The organism is Saccharopolyspora sp. NPDC000359, from assembly GCF_040300525.1.
In the GTDB taxonomy this organism is placed as follows: domain Bacteria; phylum Actinomycetota; class Actinomycetes; order Mycobacteriales; family Pseudonocardiaceae; genus Saccharopolyspora.
The window spans coordinates 1-21,410 of record NZ_JBEPDU010000004.1 but is presented as its reverse complement, the minus strand read 5'-3'; the positions used below and the strand labels follow the sequence as shown (position 1 = coordinate 21,410).

Here is a 21,410-nt window from a genome sequence, read left to right as displayed (position 1 = left end):
GGAAGTGTGGGGACGTGACTAAGATGCGAACGGTAATTATCATTCGCATCTGGAGGGTGGAGCATGGTGAGCATCGACGTGCGGGGTGCCTGCGTCGACTTCCCGGTCTTCGAGGCCAGGACGCGGTCGCTGAAGAAGACCGTGCTGGGCAAGGTCGGCGGCAAGATCGGCACCGGAACGGGTGTCCCGATCATCGAAGCGCTGCGGGACATCACCCTGTCGCTGCGCGATGGCGACCGGGTTGCCCTGGTCGGGCACAACGGCGCGGGCAAGTCCACGCTGCTGCGGCTGCTGTCCGGGATCTACGAGCCCACCCGCGGGAGCGCGCGGATCGTGGGGAAGGTCGCGCCGGTCTTCGACCTGGGCGTGGGGATGGACCCGGAGGTCTCCGGCTACGAGAACATCATCATCCGCGGCCTGTTCCTCGGGATGACCCGCAAGCAGATGCAGCGGCGGGTGGCGGACATCGCCGAGTTCACCGAGCTCGGCGACTACCTGGCGATGCCGCTGCGGACCTACTCCGTCGGCATGCGGGTGCGGCTGGCGCTCGGGGTGGTGACCACGATCGACCCGGAGATCCTGATCCTCGACGAGGGCCTCGGCGCGGTCGACGCGGCCTTCATCGCCAAGGCGCGGCAGCGGATGGTCGAGCTGGTGAACCGCTCGGGCATCCTCGTGTTCGCCTCGCACGCCGAGGAGCTCCTGCTGGAGCTGTGCAGCTCGGCGATCTGGATGGACGAGGGGCGGTTGCGGATGCGGGGGTCGTTGCGGGACGTGCTCGCTGCTTACAAGGGTTGTGGCTGAGGTCGTGCGAATTGTTGTTGCGGGTGGGGTTGGGGCTGGGCCAGGGTGTTCGCGTGCACGTACCGCCTTCAGCGCGACCGCTCAGTGAGGACGAGTGCGAACTGGTCGAGCTCGCGCGTCGGACGATCGACGAGAACACCGATGGTGCGTCCGGCATCCACACGATGGGCGCTGCCGTGCGGGCCGATTCCCGTGCGTTCACCGGCGTGAACCTGTACCACTTCACCGGTGGGCCGTGCGCCGAGCTGGTCGCGATCGGTTCCGCGCGGGCCCAGGGTGCGCGGCAGCTGGAGTGCATCGTCGCGGTCGGCAGCGACGGGCGCGGGGTGACAGGACCGTGCGGGCGGGACCGGCAGGTGTTTGCCGACTACTACCCGGAGATGCGGGTCATCGTGCCCACGCCGGACGGGTTGCGGTCCGTGCTGGCAGCCGAGCTGCTGCCGCTGTTCCAGCGGTGGACCCCGGACGCCGGGACGGCTCCCTTCAACTCCGAGCGCTGACCCGGCGGCAGCACCTAGCCTGCCTGTCGTGATCAATGTTCTGGCTGGGATCATCGCTGCGTTGCTGGGGTTCTCGGGTGCGCCTGCTGGGGGCTTGGATCAAGAGCCGGGCTGAGCACGGGAAAGTGGCTCCGCGACCAGAAGTTGTCCGGGGCCGCCGAGATGGTCAGCGCCGGGACGAGCATCTTCGAGTTCCGCAGCGGGAGCCGCGCGTGGGTAGGTTCGTTCGAGCCGAGCGAGTGGCAGGCCCAGCTGCAGCGCGGCCGGGCCGTCGTCCACACGCTGTGCTCGGAGGAGACCCGCGAGCACGCGAACGCCTACGTCAAGGCTTGTTGGCGGGCCGATGACGAGGAGGCGTCGATCCGGGCGCTGCAGGCGTTCACCGCGGCGCTCCGCCGGGAGATCGGCAGCTGAGAACGGGGAACTTCCGCCGCTCCCATCCGACTTGTCCTGCAGTGCGTGTTGGCGCGCTGTGCGCGGAAGGCCCGCGCACCAGCCGACCGAGAAGGCTGCATGATGACGTCATCCCCGGCGCAACCCGCCCCCGGACCGGCCGAGCGGCGCGGCACCGGTGGTCGGCGCCCCACTCTGCGGGCCGACCTGCGCGCCGCAGTGCCCGACGGCCTGGTCGCGCTGGTCGTGACCGGCGCGGTCTTCGCGCTCCTCTACGTGCGCATCCGCGCCGGGACCTCCGCGACCGTGTCCGTCATGCCCTTCATGGCCGACGCGGGCACGTTCTGGATGTACTTCCTCAGCCAGGCATTCGGGTGGTCCGCCCTGCTGTGGGCCTGGATCACCGTCGTCCTGGGCCTGCTGCTCTCCGGTCCGCGCCCGTCCTGGTTGCCCGGTCGGCGGCTGGAGCGCCTGCACCGCACCACCAGCCTCAACACCATCGCGCTCATCGTCGCGCACGCGCTGCTGTTCGGTGCCGAGCTGGTGCGGGACGACACCGCTGTCGGCACCGCCTTCGTGGAGACCTTCGTGCCCGGCGGTTACGTCTCGGGCACCGGCAGGATCGCCATCCCCATCGGGCAGGCGGCCCTGTACCTGGCCATCCCGCTGGGGTTGCTCTTCTACGTCCGGCACCGCCTCGGCCCCAAGACCTGGCGCGTCCTGCACCGCTTCGTGATCGCCGTGTACGCGCTGAGCGTCTGGCACACCCTCCTGTACGGCACGAACGTCTGGTACGACGGCTGGTTCCGCACCGCGATCTGGTTGCTGCAGCTCCCGATCGCCGCACTCCTCCTGGTGCGCCTGGTCCGCCCGGCCCGGCGTTCGGAGGAGCTGCGCGGACCACGCACCGGATCGCTGGCGGGGTGGGTCCTGCGGCTGAGCGGCCGCCTCGCCGTCGTCGGCGTGATCGTGGCCCTGGTCGGCGTGGTGCTCAGCGGGCATGACGGCGGGCGGGTGCCGCCCGACGACACCACAGCCAGCCACGAACCCAGCTGATGACGTCGTGGACACGCTCCTGGAGTGGGGCGGGACGTGTGAGCATGGGCGGGTGGGTGAGGAGCATGCGCGGTTGTGGACCGCCGCGAGCAGTCCGCAGGTGGAGCTGTTCGCCGCGCGGTTCGAGCGGTTCGCCTTCGACCGGCACAGCCACGAGCAGCTCGCCGTCGGCGTCATCGAGCAGGGCGCCGAAGGGCTGCACCTGGTCGGCGGGAAGGTGGTGATCCCGGCCGGGCAGCTGGTCGTGCTCAACCCCGGGCAGGTGCACACCGGGTTCGCCGCGGTGGACTCAGGTTGGCGGTACCGGATGTTCTACTTCGACACCGCGATGGTCGACGAGCTGGCGCGCGAGCACCTCGGCACCACCGACGTCTGGTTCCCGGAGACGGCCGTGCGGGACTCGGCGCTGTTCTCCCGGATGCGCGACGTCCACCGGGTGCAGGAGCACGCCGGGGACCCGCTCACCGCGGAATCCCTGCTGCTCGAAGGACTGGGCGCGGTGCTGCGCCGACACGCCCGCACCGGCCCGAGGTCCGCCCCTGGTGCTCCGGGCGGCCCCCGGGGCGCGGACCTCGCGCGGCAGCTGCTGCACGACCGGTGGACCGAGCCGGTCACGGTCGCGGAGCTCAGCGCCGCCGCGGGCATGCCGCGCACCACGCTCATCGCCACCTTCCGCCGGGCTTACGGGTTGCCGCCGCACGCCTACCTGCTGCGGCTGCGCGCCAACCGCGCTCGCCAGCTGTTGCTCGCCGGGCAGCCCCCGGCGGAGGTCGCCGCTGCCGCGGGTTTCGCGGACCAGGCGCACCTGACCCGCATCTGCAAGCGGTACTTCGGCGTCACCCCCGGCGCGATTCGCCCCTAGCGGGACTTTCGTTCAAGACCGTCGTCGCGCGCGGCGCGAGGCTGTGCGCAGCGCACGACGGAAGGTTCGAGCAATGGTGTGGACGGCTGCGGTTTCCCCGCTCGTCTTGGTGTTGGTGATGATCACCGGTCTGCGCCGGCCCGCGCACTGGGCGGCGTTCGCCGGGGCCGCGCTGGCGGTGGTGCTGATCTGGTGGGTGCCGGACTTCGCGTTGCCCGCGGACCTCGCGGCTGACGCCGGGGGCACCGGCCTGCTGGTGCTGAACGCGGCCGCGGTGATGCTGCCCGGTGTCTACCTCAGCTAGGTGCTCACGCGCCGGGAGGTGCACCGGTCGCTGCAGGAGTGGGCGCGGGAGCTGCCGCTGCCCGGCCCGGCGAAGATCGCGCTGGTGGTCGCGGGCATCGCGCCCACGGTGGAGGCGCTCACGGGTTTCGGGGTGTCGCTGCTGGTGACAGTGCCGGTCCTGCTCGCACTGGCGCCGCCCGCGACCGCGCTGCGGCAGGCCATGCTCGGCATGAACATCATGCCGTGGGGCACTCTCGGCCTGGCCACCGTCATCGGTGCGGCGCTGGCGAGCACGGACACCGCCGCGCTGGGCACCGCGACCGCCGTCACCAGCTGCCTGGTGTTCCCGCTGGTGACCGCGTGGGCGACGCTGCTGGCCAAGCCCAAGCGCCGAGTGCTCGCCGTCGTCGTGGCGGTGGGCGCGGGCGGGATGCTCTCGATCGGGTTGTTCGCGCTCAACAGCTTGGGCGTGGTCGAGGCGGCCGGTGTCCTCGCCGGGTTGCTGACCACCGCGATCTTGGTGCTGGCCGCCGCGCGTCGGGCCGGTCGGTTGTTGCCGCCGCCCGAGGTCCTGGGCGCGTATGGGCTGGTCCTCGGGGGTATCGCCGTCACTCGCGCGGCCACCGCGCTCGGGGTTCCGCCGCTGGAGCTGCGCGCGGGCGACACCAGCTTCGCGCTGCTGTCCTCGCCCGGGTTGCCGCTGCTCGCAGCCGCGCTGCTGCTGGACCGCGGTCGCGTGCACGGCGCCGATGTCCGCGCTGCGTTCACCCGGGTCGGGCGGCCGCTGCTCGCGCTGACCGGGTTCGTCGTGCTCGGTCGGCTCATGGCGGGCAGCGGCATGATCGGTGAGCTGGGCAGCGCGGTCGAGGCGGCACCGGAGCTGGTGGCCGTGCTGGCAGCGCCCGCGCTCGGCATGCTCAGCGGGTTCATCACCGGCTCCAACGTCGGCGGCAACGCGCTGATGATGCCGCTGCAGGAGCGGCTCGCGACGAGCGGCGTCGGCGAGTGGTTCGCCGCCGTCCAGAACAGCGCGGCGGGCCACGCGGTGTTCACCTCGCTACCAATGATCATGCTGGCCCTGGCGGTGGCCGGAGACCGCGCGAAGCTCGCCGAGCACACCCTGCTCCGCTTCGGCCTCGGCGTGGCTGCCGCGATCTACGTCGCGTTGGCAGCGGTGGCGGTGGTCGTCTCGTGAGGCGGTGCCGCGGTCCACGCTGGCAGTGGAGGATGCAGGGCGATGACTCGCGGAGCAGGAGGAGGAACGTCGTGGAGCGGATCACGCCGCCGGTCGTGGGTGATGAGCGGGAGATGTTGCGGCGGTACCTGGACTTCCACCGCGCCACCTTGGTGATGAAGTGCGAAGGGCTCAGCGACGACGAGCTGCGGCGCGCGGCGAGCCCGCCCTCGACGTTGTCGCTGCTCGGGCTGGTCCGGCACATGGCGGAGGTGGAGCGCACGTGGTTCCGCCGCACCATCAACGGCGAGCACGACCTCCCGCTGGTCTGGTCGGACGACGGCGACTTCCAGGCGGCGTACGATCCGAGCGGCTCAAACCGCGAGCAGGCCTTCGCGGCCTGGCAGGCGGAGGTCGAGCACTCCAGGCGGATCGAGCTCGCGGCGCCATCCCTGGACGTGACGGCCCACAACGCCCGCCGGGACGACGAGGTGTCCCTGCGCATGGTGATGCTGCACCTGATCAACGAGTACGCCCGCCACAACGGCCACGCGGACCTCATCCGAGAAGCCATCGACGGCACCGTCGGAGCCTGAGCGGGTCGTGAGTGCGTAACAGTGTTCTAGCACCGTTTCGCACTCACGACCCCCGGCGCACCACCATCACGCAGGCGAACCCTCACTCCTGCAGGAAGCTGGTGAAGGACGCCCACTGCCCGGGGCTGAAGGCGAGTGTGCCGCTGTTGCGGTCCTTGGCGTCGCGCACGCCAACCGCGCTGGCTGTGAGCGCGACTTCGACGCAGTGGGCGTTATCCGCGCTGCGGCTCGACTTCCGCCAGTGAGCCTTGTCCAAGCGCCGAAAAGCATGGAACTGCTCACTTTCCAACGGCAGCTACCGCAGCAGCCCTGTGGAGATCTTCTTGATGAGCGCATGGGAATCTTCGCGAGCTGCTGAAGCCCCAGAGCTCGACTCGCCACCGCGCCAGCCGCCGGAACCCGTCGTCTGGCCGCTGGAAGCGGAGTAGGCGGGTCGCCACCGGTTGCTTTCGGGGTAGGGGGCCTGTTGGGCCCGTGAGTGGTTTGTGGGTCTGTAGCAGCAGAAACCACTTGCGGGCGCGGGCGCGGGCCCGGGTGGCGGTGGGGGTCGTGAGTGCGTAACAGTGTTCTAGCACCGTTTCGCACTCACGACCTGTGTGCAGGGGAAACCGCTTGCTCAGGCGATTTCCAGGACCGCCTTGCCGTGCAGCTTGCGGCCGAGCAGGAGGTCGACGGCTTCCGCCGCTCGGTCCCAGGGGCCGCGCCACGACACCTGCGGGTCGAGTTCGCCCGTCGTGACGCGGTCGGCGAGCCAGCTCAGATCCGGGGCGAGGCCGGTGCAGCCGAGCAGGTGGAACGTGGTGATCGAGCGGTCGTGCCTGCCGAAGTCGCCGTACATGGCGCCGAGCGGGAAGTGCTCGGCCTCGCCCGCCGAGTGCCCGATCGCGACCAGCGTGCCGCCCACCGCGAGGCGGTCGTGCGCCGCGACCAGCTGCGAGCCGCCGACCATGTCGAGCACACCGTCCACAGTGCCCGATTCGGCCGGGTCCGCGACGACGCGGTGCGCGCCGAGCGCACGCAGCTCGTCGGCGTACGCGTCGGGGTTCCCGGTGGACGCGGTGACGTGCGCGCCGCCCATCCTGGCCAGCTGCACGGCGTACCGGCCGACGCCTCCGGTGGCGCCGGTGATCAGCACCCGCCGGCCGAGGACCGGGCCGACCCGGTGCAGCCCGCGCAGGGCGCTGGCACCGGCCACCGGGATGGTGCTGATGGCGCCGAGGTCCGCGCCCTCCGGCACGGTGCCGATCGAATCGGTGTCCACCGCGCGGAACTCGGCCCAGCCGCCGTTCGCGGCGAGCGTGACCACCGGGGTTCCGGCGGCCGGGCCGGTCCCGTCGGCGGCGGCGCGCTCGACGATCCCGGCCGCGTCCCAGCCCAGCACGGTCCCCTCCGGGACGAGCTCGATGCCCACCCGCACCTCGCCGTAGTTGAGGGAGGTCGCGACGACCCTGATCAGGGCCTGGTTCGGGGCGGGGTCGGGGACGGGGACGTCGCCGAGGCGGAGTCCGCTGGGGGCGGAGCGGTCGACGAGGAGTGCGCGCATCAGGTCCTCCAAAGTGTTACTGAGTAACGAAAATTTACGAGTACCGTTAGGCGTGCGGTAAACTGTTTGTGATGAGCACCTCACCCGCCCCCGCCTCGCTGCGCGAGCGCAAGAAGCAGCGCACCCGGCAGTCGTTGATCGACACCGCGCTGGCGAAGTTCACCGACCAGGGCTTCGACGGCACCACGCTCGACGAGCTGTGCGAGGCGGTCGAGGTCTCGAAGACCACGTTCTTCCGTTACTTCGGCGGCAAGGAGGACGTGGCGCTGGCACCGGTCGAGGACATGTGGACCGCCTTCGTCGCGGACCTCGGCGGGCGCGATCCGGAGAGCCGCGCCCTCGTCGACGTGCTGCGGGACACCCTGGTGAGCGCGATGCGCGCGATGCCGGAGGGCTGGTCGCAGCGGGTGCTGCTGAGCAGGCAGGTCGCCGTCGGGGCACCGTCCATCGACGCGCACGGCAAGCAGTTCTGCGAGCGGACCACCAACGAGGCGGTCGACGTGCTGCGGCAGCGGTACGACCTGCCCGACGAGGTCGACCTGCAGGTGCGGTTGGCGATGGACCTCGCGATCGCCGCGTTCCACCGGGCGCTCGAGCTGTGGCTGCAGCGGGCGGGCGAGCCCACCCGTGAGGGCCTGGCCGACTGCGTACGGCAGGTCTTCGACGCCGTCCCCGGGGTGCTGGAGGTCTCCGCGCGCCCCGCCTGAGCTCAGACCGCGCGCAGGGCGCCGGGCTGGCGGCCGTTGAGGCGGTCGAGGGCCTTGGCAGTGGTCTCGTCGGCGGGGACGTAGGCGAGCAGGCGCTGCGCGTCCAGATCAGCCAGGTCCATGGCCTCGAAGTTCAGCAGCAGCTCGCCGACCTCGGGGTGCACCCAGCGCTCCGAGCCGGAGCGGGTGACCGGGGTGGGTGTCCGGCGGAACCGGTCGGTGAACTCGGTCCCCACCGCGGACAGCTCCGCGACCAGCTGCATGGAGTGCGGGTCGTGCTCGTGGGAGCCGAGCTTGAGCGCGTTCGCCTGCGCGTCCGCCAGCAGCGTCCAGTCCGGGTGCGCGTCACGGGCACGGGGGTCGGTGAACAGGTAGCGGGCCAGGTTCGGCGGCGTCCCGTCCAGCACGCCGAGCGGGCCCGCGAGCCGCTGGTAGCCGGTGGTGTGCGCGAGCACGTCCCCGATCCGGTTGACCACCAGGGCCGGGGTCGGTTCCAGCCGGTCGAGGATCGCGCGCACCCCCGGGCGGACCTGCTGAGCTGGGGGTTCGGGCGCGCTCGGGCACAGCTCGGACGGCTTGTTGTAGCCGAGGATCACCCACAGCTGCTCGCGGTCCGCCGCCGACAACCGCAGCGCGCGCAGCAGGGCGCCCAGCACCTCGGCGGACGGGCGGCGGTCGCGGCCCTGCTCCAGCCTGGTCAGGTACTCGACGCTGATTCCGGCCAGCGTGGCGAGCTCGGACCGACGCAGCCCGGGCGTGCGCCGCCGCGGGCCGGTGGGCAGGCCGACGTCCTGCGGGCGCACCGCCTCGCGGCGGGACCGCAGGAAGTCGCCGAACTGGTTGTCACGCACCACCCCAACGTAGCGCGGCCCGGCGCGCCCAAGGTGGCCCTGCCAGGGCCAGCCTCCGCGCGGTCTCCCCAGCGCTCGTCCCGGGGCGCAGGGTGGCGGCATGACCACTCGAACCAATGCACTCCCACTCGTCGCCGGCCGCTGGGCGCTCGACCCGGCGCACTCCTCCGTCGGGTTCGCCATCCGGCACCTCGGGGTGTCGAAGGTGCGCGGCCGCTTCACCGCGTTCCAAGCCGAGCTCGTGGTCGGCGAGACGCTGGCGGACAGCGCGATCACCGCCGAGGTGGACATCGCCTCCATCGACACCGGCAACCGCGACCGCGACGCGCACGTGCTCGCCCCCGACCTGCTCGACGTGGAGAAGCGCCCAACCATGTCCTTCCGCTCCACCGCGCTCAGCGGGGAGGGCGCGGACTGGACCATGGACGGCGAGCTCACCATCGGTGAGGTGACCCGGCCGATCAGCTTCACCGTGGAGTTCGGCGGGGTCGAGGACGTCTTCGACGGCAGTCGGCACGCCGGTTTCGAGGCCACCGGGCAGATCCGGCGCAGCGACTTCGGCATCAGCTTCGGCATGGCCGAGGCGATGCTCGGTGACGTGGTCAAGATCCAGCTCGACGTGCAGTTCGTCGAGCCGTGACGTCCTGGTCCGGGCGCGGCTGGAGTCCGCGCCCTGGCGGGCGATGAGCGTTTCCGCACCTTCGAACCTCGTTCTTCCGCAACGGAACCTGGAGAGTCGAGCGACCCGCGCGGATTGCTGATCGGTGGGGGAGGAAGCGGCGCTGGCGTTCTGCGCACCGACGCGCGGCGCCAGCGCCGTGATCGCGTGAGCCAGCGGCGATCCGGTGCACGCGTCCAGGCCGCCGCCAACCCGGGTTCGCGGTCACCCGAGCGGCGGCATCGTGATCGCTCGCGGTAGCTGGGTTCCGCCGGCCGGGTGTCAGCTGCCGGGGAGGACGCCCCGCTGACCCGTTTTAACTCGATCAGGTGAGATCCGGCGTGGTGGAGGGGTGAATCCGGGGTCGATCGGCAGGTCGGCACCGTCAGTGAGGAGCGGAACGGTATTCGGATTCCGCACCGCTCCGGTTCACCGAGAATCGCGACCACTGTGGACTCCCGGTGTTCGCGGTGGTTCCTTCTGGCTGACTTCCCGCATCGTCCGGTCGAGGCGCGGGAATTCGACGCCGTTCATGCCATCGAGCCATTCCGGAATGCATTCCCGGATTTCCTCGTCTGAAATCGACCCGGGCCGCCCCGCGTCGGGTCGAACGGAATTCGACGCGTTCCGCGCCAATTCAGCCCGGCCATCGCCCGGTGTGGCGGATGGCGGGAGGAGTGGAATCCGATGGCAATTCGAGAGAGGACCGCGCTCGGCGGTCTGGCCGTCCTGTTCACCGCCAGCCTCGCGTGCGCGTCCGCCGACCTGTCCGCCGCCTTCGCGCCACCCCGCGCCGCGGCCGTCCCCGCCGCCGAGTTCGCAGCTCCGCGCCCCGAGCCCGCCCAGCAGTGGGTGGCGCCGACCGAGGGCGAGATCAGCAGCGGGTTCGGCGAGCGGTGGGGGACCACGCACGAAGGCGTCGACGTGGCCAACGAGGTGGGCACCCCGGTCCGCGCCGCTTCGTCGGGAGTCGTCATCGATTTCGGCCCGGCGAGCGGATACGGACTGTGGATCCGGATCGAGCACCCGCACGACATCATTTCCACCTACGGGCACATCGACGCCGGATTCGCGTCGGTCGGGCAATCCGTGCGGACCGGGGAGGTCATCGCGACGATGGGCGACCGCGGCCACTCCACCGGACCCCACCTGCACTTCCAGATCGACGTGGCCGGGGTGCCGGTCGACCCGGTGCGGTTCTACGCGGAGCGGTCCGCCGAATTGGTCGGGTGAACCGCGCTGCGGACCCGCGTGACCACCCCGCCGCTGGCGCTGCCACAGTGGCTGCTCCGGAGCTGGGCACCGCCATCCGCTGTTATCACTGCGGAGTATCTCGCGGCGGTTGACCTCCGAACCAGCGGCGATCACCCGGCGCAGCCGGAAGTGGTCCGGAAGGCCGAGCAGACCATCACCCTCCTGGCCGATTGTCGTGGTGCTCCGGGAGCTACTTCGATCGCACTAACGCGCTGGAAGGATAGTGATGGAGCGAGTGGACACGGCCGGGATCATCGGTGGCGGAGTGCTCCGCGGGGACCACCGGCCGGTGGACTGGGAACGCCGGATCACCGAGCGCTCCGAGCAGCTGTACCGGGGCCGGATGGTCCAGCGGCTGCTGCTGCTCTGGGCGGTGCCGGGCAACGTGCTGCTGGTCGTCCTGGGAGTGGTCGCGCTGCTGTTATGGGGGATCGCCGCACCGGCCGCGGTGGTGTTCGCGCTGGCGGTCGCCTCGACCGCGGTGGCCGCGAACTTCGTCTACCGGCAGCACTTTAAGGTTCGCGCGGTGGAGACCGAACTGCGTGCGCTGGAGCACGGCTACCGCGAGCACCTGCTCGAAGAACTGGGGACCGGGGACCTGCTGGCGGCGCACAAGCGTTACCGGGCGCAGCTGCCGGAGCTGGTCGAGCGCTACCGCGGCGAGGCGCGGCGCGACCAGTGGAAGGACAACGCGCTGCAGGCGGTGGTGGTGGGCGGCTCGATCGTGGCTGCCGTCGTCACCGCGGCTGCGGTGTCCGTTGTGGACGTACGGTGGGTGGCGGCGGTGCTGAGCCTGCTGGTCGCGGTGTGCGCGGCCTTCGCCGGGTACGCGAAGTACCGGGACCGCGCGCAGGCGCTGCAGCAGACCGCCGACGCGTTGGAGCGCGAGTACGAGGCCGTGGAGCTTCGGGTTGGCCGGTACCGCCGGTTCGACGGTGAGCGCGAGGCGTACGCGGAGTTCGCCGATGCGGTGGAGGCGTTGCGGGCCGAGCAGGCGTGGCGGTTGCCGTCGGCGGCGATCGACGCGCCCGGTCAGTAGTCGCCGCCGCGTGGTTTTGCCCGAAAGTGGGACGCGGAACCGGGAATTCGGCTACGGGTAGTGCGCATTTCCCACTTATGTGATCGCTGAATAGTGGAGGGTGATCCTTCCGTAATCTCCGCCGCGGCACAGGAAGTCGGCCTGTGCAGAGAGGAGCATTGCGATGAAGCGCACCCTTACGGCCGCGGCCGCTGTGCTGGTCGGCGGCGCCGGTGCCGTCGGCATGGCCACCACCGCGAACGCCGCCGAGACCCCGCAGCTGCCCGCCACCCTGCCCACGGACAACAACCTGGCGCAGACCGCGTACCACGCCGCGGGCACCCTGCACTCCGCGCAGCAGACCGTCGGCGACGTGGTTCCGCTGGAGCGGCAGCTCAGCGGCCGCAGCGCCGACCCGGTCGGCGACCTCGCCGGTGGCGTCACCGGTGGAGTCGCGAACGGCCTGCCCGCTGGCGACCTGCTCGGCAAGCTCACCGGGGCGGTCAGCGGCAAGTCCCTCGACCCGAGCAACCCGCTCAGCGGCCTCCCGGTCGACGCGGTCGGCCAGGTCCTCCCGGCCGGGCAGACCCTGCCCGCGGGCAAGAGCGGGAACGTGGTCCCCGGTCTCGACCCGGTGCTGGACCAGATGCAGCCCACCGCCCCGCAGCCCAAGCCCGCCCCGCTGCCCGCGAACGACGTGAACCTGGTCGGCGAGACGGTCAACGGCGTCGTGAACAGCACCCCGCTGGCCCGCACCGGCGACCTGCTGGGCACCGCCGGCGACGCGACCGGCGCGGTCAGCGACCTGACCGGCGGCCTCCCGCAGGGCCTCCCGGCCGCCAAGGCGAACTCGGCCGCACAGGTCCTCCCGGTGGGCGCGGGCGAGAAGGTCAACGACCTGCTCACCCACGGCCCCCTCGGCGGCACCCACCAGCTGGGTGGCTGACCGAAAACCCCGGCACCCCAACAAGAACCCCACGAACACAGGGTCCTGACCCCGCGACGCCCAACCGGCGAAGTACCGGGAACGCCCTGACCCAAGCCCCGATGGCCCTCGCCCCCGCGAGGGCCATCGTCATGCCGACACCCAGATCGCCAATGGGGCGCGCAGTATTGAATTTTTGATCCACTTTGGACTCAGGGGCAAATGGGCGGATGGGCGGTGAGGACGCCCCCAGGGTGACCACCCGTCGGCTCCTCCCGGTGTCACCGCTGATCATCCAGCAGGGCTGAGAAGCTGGCCGCCCCCTGATGTGCCACGCCGTGTCCCGGCCGCCAGTGTTGATATGCCGGAAAAGCCTCGAACTCACCGCACTCCACTGCTCTGAACGCGTGAACCAACGCTGCTCTGAACGGGTGGTTCCGCGTTGCTCGGCATCATTCGGGCGGGGATTGGGCATTCCCTCCTCGGCGGGAGGTGGCGTGATGTTGTGGTCGATGGCCGTGGTCTTCGCCGGGTTGGCGTCCGCTGCTGGGCGGGTGCGCCGGTACTGGGTGCGTCGGCGGGGCGTGGCCCGGGCGCGGACCGAGTTGGCTTGGTTCTACCAGCAGCGCCCGGAGCGGGCGCGGTTCACGCCGGGCAGTGGTCGGCACGCGTCCACGGTTCCGGTGGTGGTGGTGCGCCGGGCCGACGGGACTCCGCTGGGGCGGGTGCCGCGGCGCTGACGTGGAGCGCACAGGCTTCCGGGTTGCTCCGGGCGTGGTTCGGGATGGGTATTCTCCCCCCAGGTATTAGTTGAGCTATGCAACCAATATCCGGGGCGGACGGCGGCGCGCCAGCTGCTCGGGCACCGGAACCAAGCTAGGAGAACAGATGTCGGAAACGGCTGCGCCGCCGACTCGGGCCGCGCTCAGCCAGCGCCAGGTCCGGACCGTGCTCGTCGGGCTCTTGCTCGGGTTGTTCCTGGGCGCGCTCGACCAGACCATCGTCAGCTCCGCGATCCGGGTGATCGCCGACGAGCTGCACGGGCAGACCGCGCAAGCCTGGATCACCACCGCCTACCTGATCACCTCGACGATCTCGACCCCGCTGTACGGCAAGCTCTCCGACATCTACGGCCGCAAGCCGCTGTACCTGACCGCGATCTCGCTGTTCCTGGCCGGGTCGCTGCTGTGCGGCACGGCGGGCTCGATCTACCAGCTGGCCGCCTTCCGCGCGGTGCAGGGGCTCGGTGGCGGCGGGCTGATGTCGCTCGGGCTGACGATCGTGTCGGACATGGTGCCGCCCCGGCAGCGCAGCCGCTACCAGGGCTACTTCATGGCGACCTTCGGCGTCGCCAGCGTGATCGGCCCGGTGATCGGCGGGCTGTTCGCGGGCATGGACAGCTTCCTGGGCATCGACGGGTGGCGCTGGGTCTTCCTGGTGAACCTGCCGCTCGGGCTGGTCGCGCTGGTCGTCGTGTCGAAGGTGCTCAACGTCGTCACCGAGCGCGTCGAGCACCGCGTCGACTACCTCGGCGCGGTGGCGCTGGTGGTGGCGCTCGTACCGCTGCTGACCGTCGCCGAGCAGGGCCGCGAGTGGGGCTGGGGATCACCGCTGGCGCTGACCATGTTCGGCATCGGGGCCCTGGGGTTGGTGCTGTTCCTGCTCGCCGAGCGCCGGATGGGCGCGGAGGCGCTGCTGCCGCTGCGCATGTTCCGGCTGCCGTCGTTCCGGATGGGCAACGCGCTGAACTTCCTGGTCGGCATCGGCATGTTCGGCGGGCTGACCACGGTGCCGCTGTACCTGCAGATCGTGAAGGGCCTCGACCCGACCCAGGCGGGGCTGATGCTGCTGCCGATGTCGCTCGGGATCGGGTTCACCAGCGGCATGGGCGGCAAGCTGATCGCCCGCACCGGCCGGTTGAAGCCGTTCCCGATCATCGGCACCGCCCTGATGGCCACCGGGCTGTTCCTGCTGGGCCTGATCGACGCGGACACCTCGCTGGTGACGCTGGGGGCGATCACCTTCGTGATGGGCGCTGGCCTCGGCATGCTGATGCAGACCCTGACCCTGGTGGTGCAGACGGACGCGACCCCGCGCGACCTGGGCGTGGCGACCGGGTCGGTGAACCTGTTCCGGCAGACCGGCGGCACGGTGGGCGCGGCGGCCCTGCTGTCGATCCTGTTCAGCACGGTCGGCGGCCGGATCGGGGAGGCGATGCGCGCGGCGACGGCGTCGCCGGAGTTCCTGGCGGCGCTGCGGGACCCGGCGGTGCGCGAGGACCCGGCGAACCAGGCCTTCCTGGCCTCGGCGGGTGGCGGGCAGCCGATGGACCTCAACGACACGTCGTTCCTGCACCACCTGGACCCCCGGCTGGCGCACCCGGTCCTGGAGGGCTTCGCCAGCGCCATGAGCACGGTGTTCTTCACCGGGGCCTGCGTGGTGGTCGTCGCCTTCGCGCTGTCCTGGTTCCTCCGCGACGTCCGCCTGGACTGACGGTTTCCACAGAGTTGTCCACAGGGATGGCTAGTTGTCCCCAGCCCTGTGGACAACTTCGGGCGTGAAAAAGCCCTCCGCGCGTTCCTGCGGGGAGGGCTCGTTCTGGGAGCTGGGGTTCAGTGACCCTGCTCCTTGGCCCGTTCGTACGAGCGCTTGATCTCCTCTTCGGCCTCCGTGCGGCCGACCCACGTGGCACCCTCCACGCTCTTGCCCGGCTCCAGATCCTTGTACACCTCGAAGAAGTGCTGGATCTCCAGCTTGTAGAACTCGGCGAGGTGGTGGATGTCGCGCAGGTGCTCCTGCCGCGGGTCGTCGGAGGGCACGCAGATGACCTTGTCGTCGCCGCCCTTCTCGTCCCGCATCCGGAACATGCCGATGGCGCGCGACTTGATCAGGCACCCCGGGAAGGTCGGCTCCTGGACCAGCACCAGCGCGTCCAACGGGTCGCCGTCCTCGCCGAGGGTGTCCTCGATGAACCCGTAGTCGGCCGGGTACTGGGTGGCGGTGAACAGCGTGCGGTCGAGGCGGATCCGCCCCGTCTCGTGGTCCACCTCGTACTTGTTCCGGTTCCCCTTGGGGATCTCGATCGTGACGTCGAAGTCCACGCGGTTCCTCACTCGTCTTGCGTCGGATGCAGCCGCCCGCTCCGGCGCGCGGCCACGTCTAGTGTGGACCACGGCAGCGCACCGAGCCCCACCGCAGTGCGGGAGCTCGCAATCTGGCAGGCTGGCGATCTGTCGAGGAGGAGCACGTGCCCGAACCCCAGAACAGCGGGGGTGAGGTGGCCGAAACCGGCGCTCGGGCGTCGTCGCCGGACAGCGGGAGCCCAGGCCGCAGCGCTGCGCCGCCGGACCGACCTGCGGAAGCGCCCGCCCCGGAGGCGTCGGACACCACCCCACCGAAGACCGATCGAACCGCGGAAGCCAGTGCCGCGAACTCGGGGGAACCCGAACCGACCGCTGAGTCGGTGGACGGGACCGAGACGAATCGCACAACCGCGGTGTCGAAGCGCGTGTCGGGCGCGCTGGTCGACCCGGAGGGCGCGGAGGCCGAGGAAGCGGAGACGACCCGGCTGGGGGCCGTCGAGAGCGGGGCCGAGGCCAGTGCGTCGAAGCGCGTCGAAGGCAGCCTCGCGGCGGACGCTGGGGATTCGGCCTCGGCTGCGGGTGAGCAGGCCACCTCGGACGACGGTGCTCCGGGGACTTCCGAGCAGCCCGCGTCCGACGCTGATCAGGACGACAGCGTCGACAGTGGCGGGGACACCGGCGCTGGAGCAGTCGGGGCTGATCAGGAGGCTGCCGAGAGCGCGGATGAGCCCGCGGCTTCGGACGCCAGCGCTCCCGCGGAAGCTGCGGCGACCGGGAACTCCGCGCGTGTGACCGGAACCGTCGACCTCGACGAGAACACCGAGCCGGACCCCGCCGACGAGCCGGAGGAATCCGCCGAACCGCAGGACGACGCTGGTTCCAGCGGCGAGGAGACCTCGTCCGGCGAACCGGCTGGGCAGGACGGCGCCAGCGCCGGAGCTGCTGCGGACGACGAGTCGGTCGCTGACCAGGGTGCGGAGGAGTCCGCCGAGCCGGACGGCCCGAGCTCGGAGTCCGGCGACGACTCCGCCGGGAGCGCCCAGTCCGGGGAGGGCTCCACCTGGAGCGCCGAGTCCGGTGAGGACCCCGCCGGGGGTGTCGAGTCCGTTGAGGAGCGCTCGTCCGGTGACGAGGCCCCCGGGGTCGATGAGTCCGGGAGCGACGAAGCCGGGAGCGACGAATCCGCGGGCGACGAGACGACCGCTGACCAGGACGCGGCTGACCAAGGCGCTGCCGAGCCGGGTGCTGCCGAGCAGGGCGCGGGTGAGCAGCAGGAGGCGGCCGGAGCGGCGGAGGCGTCGGCGCCGTCCGGTTCCGACCGTGCGCAGGCGGTGTCCTGGCCGTCGGCCGACGAGCAGGCGGCCGAGGACGGTTCGGACGCGGCGGAGCAGGGGGCCGAGGACGGTTCGAGCGAGCCGGTCGGCACTGATCAGGCCGACGCTGACCAGGCCGAACAAGCCGCGCCGGAGGCTTCCGCCGCCGCTGAGCAGGCGGTCGAGGACTCGCCCGAGCCGGAAGCTCCGGAATCGAGCGAGCAGGCGGCCGCAGAGGACGAGAACGAGGCGGACGCCTCGGCTGGTGCTGATCAGCCGGTTGCGGAGGAGTCGGCCGCTTCGACGCCGGTTGAGCAGGCCGTTCCGGCCAGCGGGGGCGAACCGGCTGTGCCGGAGGAGTCAGCCGCACCGGCGCCGGATGAGTCCGAGCCGGCAGCAGGGACAGGTTCCACCGAACCAGCTGCTCCGGCTTCGGCCGCCGCTGAGCAGGCGGTTCCGGAGGACACGACCGCCTCGGACGCTGCGGAGAATGAGCAGGCGGAAGACTCGACCCGGCCGGTCGCTTCGGCCCCGACTGCGGCTGAGCAGGCGGAAGAGCCCTCACCGCCGGTTGCTCCGGCGCCCGCTGCGGCTGAGCGGTCGGAGGAAGGTGCGACCCGGCCGGTCGCTTCGGCGCCCGCTGCGGCTGAGCAGGCCGAGGACGATTCGACCCGCCCCGTGGCCCAGGAACCGGCTGGTGGTGCGGTCGAGGAGGACACGACCGGGCCCGTCACCCCGCCGCCCGGTGCGGCCGGGCAGGCTGTGGCCCCGGCGGAGACCGCCGTCGAGCAGACGCAGCAGTTCCGGCCGATCACCGACGCGCCGCCGGTGGGCAGCGTCGAGCAGACGCAGCTGATCAGCCGGGTCGAGGCCGCCGAGGACGGGCGGGGCGACACCGCGCCGGACATCCCGCGGGTCGAGGGCGGGCAGCAGCCGGTCGACGCCACCCAGCAGATCGCGAAGGTGCCCGCCGAGTCGGAGGTGGAGCGGACCACCCGCATCGAGCTCTCCGACCTGCGGGGCCTGCGCGAACCCGCCGACCCCGAACCCGCCGACGCCGGACCAGCCACGCAGCGGATCCCGGTGGTGCCGCCGGTCCAGTTCGCCGAGCGGACGCAGCAGTTCGCCCGCCCGGACTTCGACGGCCCGCGCCCGGCCTCCGCCGCCGACTTCGCCGGGCTGACCAGCCCGACCGCGTCCCCGCAGGACTTCGCCGGGCTCACCAGGCCACCCGCCGAGCCGCCGCAGGCCCCGCCCGCCGCCTCGCCCGAGGACTTCGCCGGGCTGACCGGGCGGGCGCGACCCGAGCGCATCGACCCGCCGAGCGCCGCACCCCCGAGCAACGCCGCGATTCCGCCGAGCGTCGCGCCCCCGGCCTATGTCGCCGGGCGGGCGCAGCCGCAGCAGATCCCGCCCACCGCCCAGCCGCCGGTCGCCGCACCGCCGAAGCGCAGCCGCAAGGGACTCATCGCGGTCGCGGTGGTGGTCGTCGTGCTGCTCGGCGCGGGCGTCGGCTTCGGCCCGCAGCTGGTCGACGCGGTGCTGGAGGCGCAGGTCGCCGATCCACCGCCGCCCGTCCGGCTCGACCCGTCGATCAAGCCGCTCGCCCAGGACGCGCCGCAGCCCACCAGCAACGGGCTCGCCGCGGCCCTCGCCGAGCCGCTGGGCAACCCGGCGCTGGGCACCCTCGCCGGAGTGGTGACCGACGCGCGGACCGGTGAGGTGCTGTGGGAGCAGAACTCGGCGAACGCGCTGGTCCCGGCCTCGACCGGCAAGCTGCTGGCGATGAGCGCGGCGCTGCTCGTGCTCGACCACGACCAGCGGCTGACCACCAGGGTGGTGCGCGGCAGCGAGCCGGGCAGCGTGGTCCTGGTCGGGGGTGGTGACGTGACGCTGTCCTCGCTGCCGGCCGGCGAGGAGTCGGTGTACCCGGGGGCCGCTCGGTTCGACGACCTCCTCCAGCAGGTGCGGGACGCGACCGGCGGGCACGTGACCTCGGTGCAGGTCGACACCAGCCGGTACCCCGAACCCCTCCTCGCGCCGGGCTGGCTGCCGGGGGACGTGCGCGCCGGGATGATGGCGCCGATGGAGCCGGTGATGCTCGACGGCGGCCGCGACGACCCGAAGGTGGACTACAGCCCGCGCACCGAGCAACCCGCGATGCAGGCCGCGCAGCGGCTCGCCAGCGCCTTCGGCGTGACGCAGGTGTCCAAGGGCACGGCGCCGGGCAACTCGGAGGTCCTCGGCCAGGTGCAGTCGCCGACGGTGCAGGAGATGGTCGACATCGCGATGCTGCACTCGGACAACATGCTCGCCGAGGTGCTCGCCCGCGAGGTGGCCGTCGCGACCGGCTACCACCCGTCGTTCGACGGCGCGTGGCAGGCCGTGCGCGACACGCTGGTGAAGCACGGCTTCGACCTCACCGGCACCCAGATGGCCGACGGCAGCGGCCTGTCGGTGAACGACCGGGCCACGCCCAAGCTGCTCGCCCAGCTGCTCACCACCGCGACCGCCCCGGCCAGCCCCGAGGGTGGGCTGCCGCCGGACTCGGCGAAGCTGCGGGGCCTGCTCTCCGGGCTGCCGATCGCGGGCGGCACCGGGAGCCTGGAGAACCGCTACGACGACAACGACGGCCGCGGCTGGGTGCGGGCGAAGACCGGCACCCTGGACGGGGTGAACAGCCTGGCGGGCACGGTCGTCACGGAGGACGGCAGACTGCTGGTGTTCGCGCTGATGTCCAACGGCCAGAGCACCCCGGAAGAGGGGCGCGCGGCGCTGGACGCGGTGACCGAAGCCCTGCGGACCTGCGGTTGCCGCTGAGCCGCGCGGCGGAGGTCGGAGACAGGGCGTCGAGCAGCGGGTACGGTCAGTCGTGTGAACGCCCGACCTTCCGCCCTGCCGACCCCGGGTTCGGGCGCGGCCGGGGAGCACCGGCCACTGGACTGGAACGTCGCCGTCGCCACCGCCGTCCGGCTGATGAAGCCGGGCCCCGAGGTGCCGCGCGAGGACGCCGAGCAAGCGGTCCGCTCGCTGCGGCGGTTCAGTGTCGATGCCGAGAGCCACGTCCGCGACGTCACCGGGCTCGGCCAGGACCTGCCGATCATCGCTGGTGACGTGGTGGACCGGCCGTCCTGGGTGCGCGGCGCCGCGGACGGCTTGGCCGCCCTGACCGACGCGGCGCTGACCTCGGCCGATGCCCGGATTCAGCGCGTCGACGACCTGTTCGGCGGGTTGAGCGCGCGCGGCGCCGGGGTGCAGGCCGGGCTGGTGCTCGCCTACCTCGGCGGCAAGGTGCTGGGGCAGTTCGACCCCTACGGAGAATCCGGGGTGGCCGGGCAGAAGGGCCGGTTGCTGCTGGTCGCGCCGAACATCGTCGCGGCGCAGCGCTCCCTCGGGGTCCCGGCCGAGGACTTCTGGATGTGGGTGTGCCTGCACGAGTCCACGCACCGCCTGCAGTTCAACGCGGTGCCGTGGCTGCGCGAGCACTTCACCGAGAGCCTGGGCCTGCTGCTCGCCGAGATGGAGGGCACCACCGGTGAACTGCTGAGCAGGCTGCCGACCGTCCTGCGGGAGGCCCGCGCGGCCCGCTCCGAGGACTCCAGCCCGGGCGTGCTCGGCGTGGTCGAACTGCTGCAGACACCCCAGCAGCGCCTCGCGCTGGACCGGATCATCGCGATCTCCACCCTCCTGGAGGGCCACGCCGACCACGTCATGGACGCGGTGGGCCCGCGCGTGGTGCCGAGCGTGGCGACGATCCGCCGCCGCTTCACCGAGCGCCGCAAGGGCGGGGGCCTGCTGGACCGCATCCTGCGCAGCCTGCTGGGCGTGGACGCCAAGATCCGCCAGTACGCCCAGGGCGCGGCCTTCACCCGCCACGTGGTCGACGAGGTGGGCATGACCGGCTTCAACGCCGCCTGGACCTCGCCCGAGCACCTGCCCACCCGCGCCGAGATCTCCGACCCCGCCGCCTGGATCCGCCGCGTCCACGGCTGACCGGGCGGCCGCGGACGGCCCCGCTCCGCGGGGCGGGAGAATGGCGGCGTGCCGCCGCCTCCCGCCGTCAGCGCCGTCCGAGGCGCCGTCCGGCGCTTGCTCGGCTCCGCCGAGGCCGCGCCGTTCCGGGGCGCTCCGCTGGTCGTCGCGTGCTCCGGGGGCGCGGACTCGCTGGCGCTCGCCGCTGCCGCCTCGCACGCCGCCCGCCGCGCGGGCGTCGCGCTGCACGGCCTCGTGGTGGACCACGGGCTCCAGGTCGGCTCCGCCGACGTCGCCGCGCGCGCCGCTGCGCAGCTCGCCGAGCTCGGGGCCGTCGCCGAGGTCGTCCGGGTCCAGGTCGGGGGACCGGGTGGGCCGGAGGCCGCCGCGCGCCGCGCGCGCTTCGACCGGGATCG

At 72.1% G+C, this 21,410-nt stretch carries 21 protein-coding genes and 1 pseudogene; 18 read left to right on the top strand and 4 right to left on the bottom strand.

Annotation, left to right across the window (positions count from 1 at the left end):
- Nucleotides 1-63 precede the first annotated feature (63 nt).
- From wzt to ABT324_RS04165, 8 genes and pseudogenes are all read left to right on the top strand, one after another.
- Nucleotides 64-795: pseudogene (gene wzt, locus ABT324_RS04200) on the top strand (galactan export ABC transporter ATP-binding subunit Wzt/RfbE); the annotation flags it as partial.
- 62 nt (nt 796-857) lie between these two features.
- Nucleotides 858-1,304, top strand: a complete 447-nt coding sequence (locus ABT324_RS04195; RefSeq protein WP_351171355.1) for a cytidine deaminase family protein — start codon at nt 858-860, stop codon at nt 1,302-1,304.
- A gap of 144 nt (nt 1,305-1,448) precedes the next feature.
- Complete coding sequence (locus ABT324_RS04190; protein ID WP_351171352.1) at nt 1,449-1,718, top strand: hypothetical protein; 270 nt, start codon at nt 1,449-1,451, stop codon at nt 1,716-1,718.
- Between the two features lie 99 nt (nt 1,719-1,817).
- A complete protein-coding gene (locus tag ABT324_RS04185) occupies nt 1,818-2,753 on the top strand; it encodes a ferric reductase-like transmembrane domain-containing protein (protein WP_351171349.1) in 936 nt (311 codons plus the stop codon).
- A 52-nt stretch (nt 2,754-2,805) separates the two neighbouring features.
- Complete coding sequence (locus ABT324_RS04180; RefSeq protein WP_351171346.1) at nt 2,806-3,615, top strand: AraC family transcriptional regulator; 810 nt, start codon at nt 2,806-2,808, stop codon at nt 3,613-3,615.
- 118 nt (nt 3,616-3,733) lie between these two features.
- On the top strand, nt 3,734-3,919 hold the full coding sequence (locus tag ABT324_RS04175; protein ID WP_351171343.1) for a hypothetical protein: 186 nt from the start codon (nt 3,734-3,736) through the stop codon (nt 3,917-3,919).
- A complete protein-coding gene (locus ABT324_RS04170; protein WP_351171340.1) occupies nt 3,920-5,095 on the top strand; it encodes a hypothetical protein in 1,176 nt (391 codons plus the stop codon). It begins immediately after the preceding gene.
- 113 nt (nt 5,096-5,208) lie between these two features.
- On the top strand, nt 5,209-5,670 hold the full coding sequence (locus ABT324_RS04165) for a DinB family protein (protein WP_351171789.1): 462 nt from the start codon (nt 5,209-5,211) through the stop codon (nt 5,668-5,670).
- Nucleotides 5,671-5,752: 82 nt separating this feature from the next.
- On the opposite strand, the gene ABT324_RS04160 is transcribed toward ABT324_RS04165, so the two are convergent.
- Complete coding sequence (locus ABT324_RS04160) at nt 5,753-5,926, bottom strand: DUF397 domain-containing protein (protein ID WP_351171337.1); 174 nt, start codon at nt 5,924-5,926, stop codon at nt 5,753-5,755.
- Between the two features lie 360 nt (nt 5,927-6,286).
- Complete coding sequence (locus ABT324_RS04155; protein ID WP_351171334.1) at nt 6,287-7,213, bottom strand: zinc-binding dehydrogenase; 927 nt, start codon at nt 7,211-7,213, stop codon at nt 6,287-6,289.
- Between the two features lie 71 nt (nt 7,214-7,284).
- Here ABT324_RS04155 and ABT324_RS04150 point away from each other — a divergent pair, with 71 nt between their 5' ends.
- Nucleotides 7,285-7,920: a TetR/AcrR family transcriptional regulator gene (locus tag ABT324_RS04150; protein WP_351171332.1), complete on the top strand. Its 636-nt coding sequence runs from the start codon at nt 7,285-7,287 to the stop codon at nt 7,918-7,920.
- Nucleotides 7,921-7,922: 2 nt separating this feature from the next.
- Here the strand turns inward: ABT324_RS04150 and ABT324_RS04145 are convergent, their stop codons facing one another.
- Complete coding sequence (locus ABT324_RS04145) at nt 7,923-8,771, bottom strand: helix-turn-helix domain-containing protein (protein ID WP_351171329.1); 849 nt, start codon at nt 8,769-8,771, stop codon at nt 7,923-7,925.
- A 100-nt stretch (nt 8,772-8,871) separates the two neighbouring features.
- Here ABT324_RS04145 and ABT324_RS04140 point away from each other — a divergent pair, with 100 nt between their 5' ends.
- The 6 genes from ABT324_RS04140 to ABT324_RS04115 all read left to right on the top strand — a co-directional run bounded on the left by ABT324_RS04140 (nt 8,872) and on the right by ABT324_RS04115 (nt 15,119).
- The gene (locus ABT324_RS04140; protein WP_351171326.1) at nt 8,872-9,411 is read left to right on the top strand and encodes a YceI family protein; all 540 of its coding nucleotides are present in this window, start codon (nt 8,872-8,874) and stop codon (nt 9,409-9,411) included.
- Between the two features lie 705 nt (nt 9,412-10,116).
- Complete coding sequence (locus ABT324_RS04135; protein WP_351171323.1) at nt 10,117-10,662, top strand: M23 family metallopeptidase; 546 nt, start codon at nt 10,117-10,119, stop codon at nt 10,660-10,662.
- A gap of 247 nt (nt 10,663-10,909) precedes the next feature.
- Entirely contained in the window at nt 10,910-11,722 is an 813-nt protein-coding gene (locus tag ABT324_RS04130; RefSeq protein WP_351171320.1) for a DUF4231 domain-containing protein, read from the top strand.
- A gap of 163 nt (nt 11,723-11,885) precedes the next feature.
- Complete coding sequence (locus ABT324_RS04125; protein WP_351171317.1) at nt 11,886-12,647, top strand: hypothetical protein; 762 nt, start codon at nt 11,886-11,888, stop codon at nt 12,645-12,647.
- Between the two features lie 476 nt (nt 12,648-13,123).
- Complete coding sequence (locus tag ABT324_RS04120; RefSeq protein ID WP_351171314.1) at nt 13,124-13,366, top strand: hypothetical protein; 243 nt, start codon at nt 13,124-13,126, stop codon at nt 13,364-13,366.
- Between the two features lie 148 nt (nt 13,367-13,514).
- Nucleotides 13,515-15,119, top strand: coding sequence for an MDR family MFS transporter (locus ABT324_RS04115; protein WP_351171311.1), 1,605 nt, complete (start codon nt 13,515-13,517; stop codon nt 15,117-15,119).
- A gap of 119 nt (nt 15,120-15,238) precedes the next feature.
- Here the strand turns inward: ABT324_RS04115 and ABT324_RS04110 are convergent, their stop codons facing one another.
- Entirely contained in the window at nt 15,239-15,727 is a 489-nt protein-coding gene (locus ABT324_RS04110; RefSeq protein ID WP_351171308.1) for an inorganic diphosphatase, read from the bottom strand.
- Nucleotides 15,728-16,122: 395 nt separating this feature from the next.
- On the opposite strand from ABT324_RS04110, the gene dacB reads away from it, so the two are divergent.
- The 3 genes from dacB to ABT324_RS04095 form a co-directional block, all read left to right on the top strand.
- Nucleotides 16,123-19,842 (top strand): D-alanyl-D-alanine carboxypeptidase/D-alanyl-D-alanine endopeptidase, encoded by a 3,720-nt coding sequence (gene dacB, locus ABT324_RS04105; protein WP_351171304.1) that lies wholly within the window; start codon nt 16,123-16,125, stop codon nt 19,840-19,842.
- 54 nt (nt 19,843-19,896) lie between these two features.
- A complete protein-coding gene (locus tag ABT324_RS04100) occupies nt 19,897-21,015 on the top strand; it encodes an Rv3626c family coenzyme F420 biosynthesis-associated protein (protein ID WP_351171301.1) in 1,119 nt (372 codons plus the stop codon).
- Nucleotides 21,016-21,063: 48 nt separating this feature from the next.
- Nucleotides 21,064-21,410 (top strand): PP-loop family protein (locus ABT324_RS04095; RefSeq protein ID WP_351171298.1); only part of this gene is annotated, 347 nt, incomplete at its 3' end.

What these genes read in the sequence shown, in the direction of transcription:
- ABT324_RS04185 (WP_351171349.1), top strand. Translation starts at nt 1,818, where the DNA reads ATGATGACGTCATCCCCGGCGCAACCCGCCCCCGGACCGGCCGAGCGG.
- ABT324_RS04175 (WP_351171343.1), top strand. Translation starts at nt 3,734, where the DNA reads ATGATCACCGGTCTGCGCCGGCCCGCGCACTGGGCGGCGTTCGCCGGG.
- ABT324_RS04165 (WP_351171789.1), top strand. Translation starts at nt 5,209, where the DNA reads ATGTTGCGGCGGTACCTGGACTTCCACCGCGCCACCTTGGTGATGAAG.
- ABT324_RS04155 (WP_351171334.1), bottom strand. Translation starts at nt 7,213, where the DNA reads ATGCGCGCACTCCTCGTCGACCGCTCCGCCCCCAGCGGACTCCGCCTC.
- ABT324_RS04150 (WP_351171332.1), top strand. Translation starts at nt 7,285, where the DNA reads ATGAGCACCTCACCCGCCCCCGCCTCGCTGCGCGAGCGCAAGAAGCAG.
- ABT324_RS04140 (WP_351171326.1), top strand. Translation starts at nt 8,872, where the DNA reads ATGACCACTCGAACCAATGCACTCCCACTCGTCGCCGGCCGCTGGGCG.
- ABT324_RS04135 (WP_351171323.1), top strand. Translation starts at nt 10,117, where the DNA reads ATGGCAATTCGAGAGAGGACCGCGCTCGGCGGTCTGGCCGTCCTGTTC.
- ABT324_RS04130 (WP_351171320.1), top strand. Translation starts at nt 10,910, where the DNA reads ATGGAGCGAGTGGACACGGCCGGGATCATCGGTGGCGGAGTGCTCCGC.
- ABT324_RS04125 (WP_351171317.1), top strand. Translation starts at nt 11,886, where the DNA reads ATGAAGCGCACCCTTACGGCCGCGGCCGCTGTGCTGGTCGGCGGCGCC.
- ABT324_RS04115 (WP_351171311.1), top strand. Translation starts at nt 13,515, where the DNA reads ATGTCGGAAACGGCTGCGCCGCCGACTCGGGCCGCGCTCAGCCAGCGC.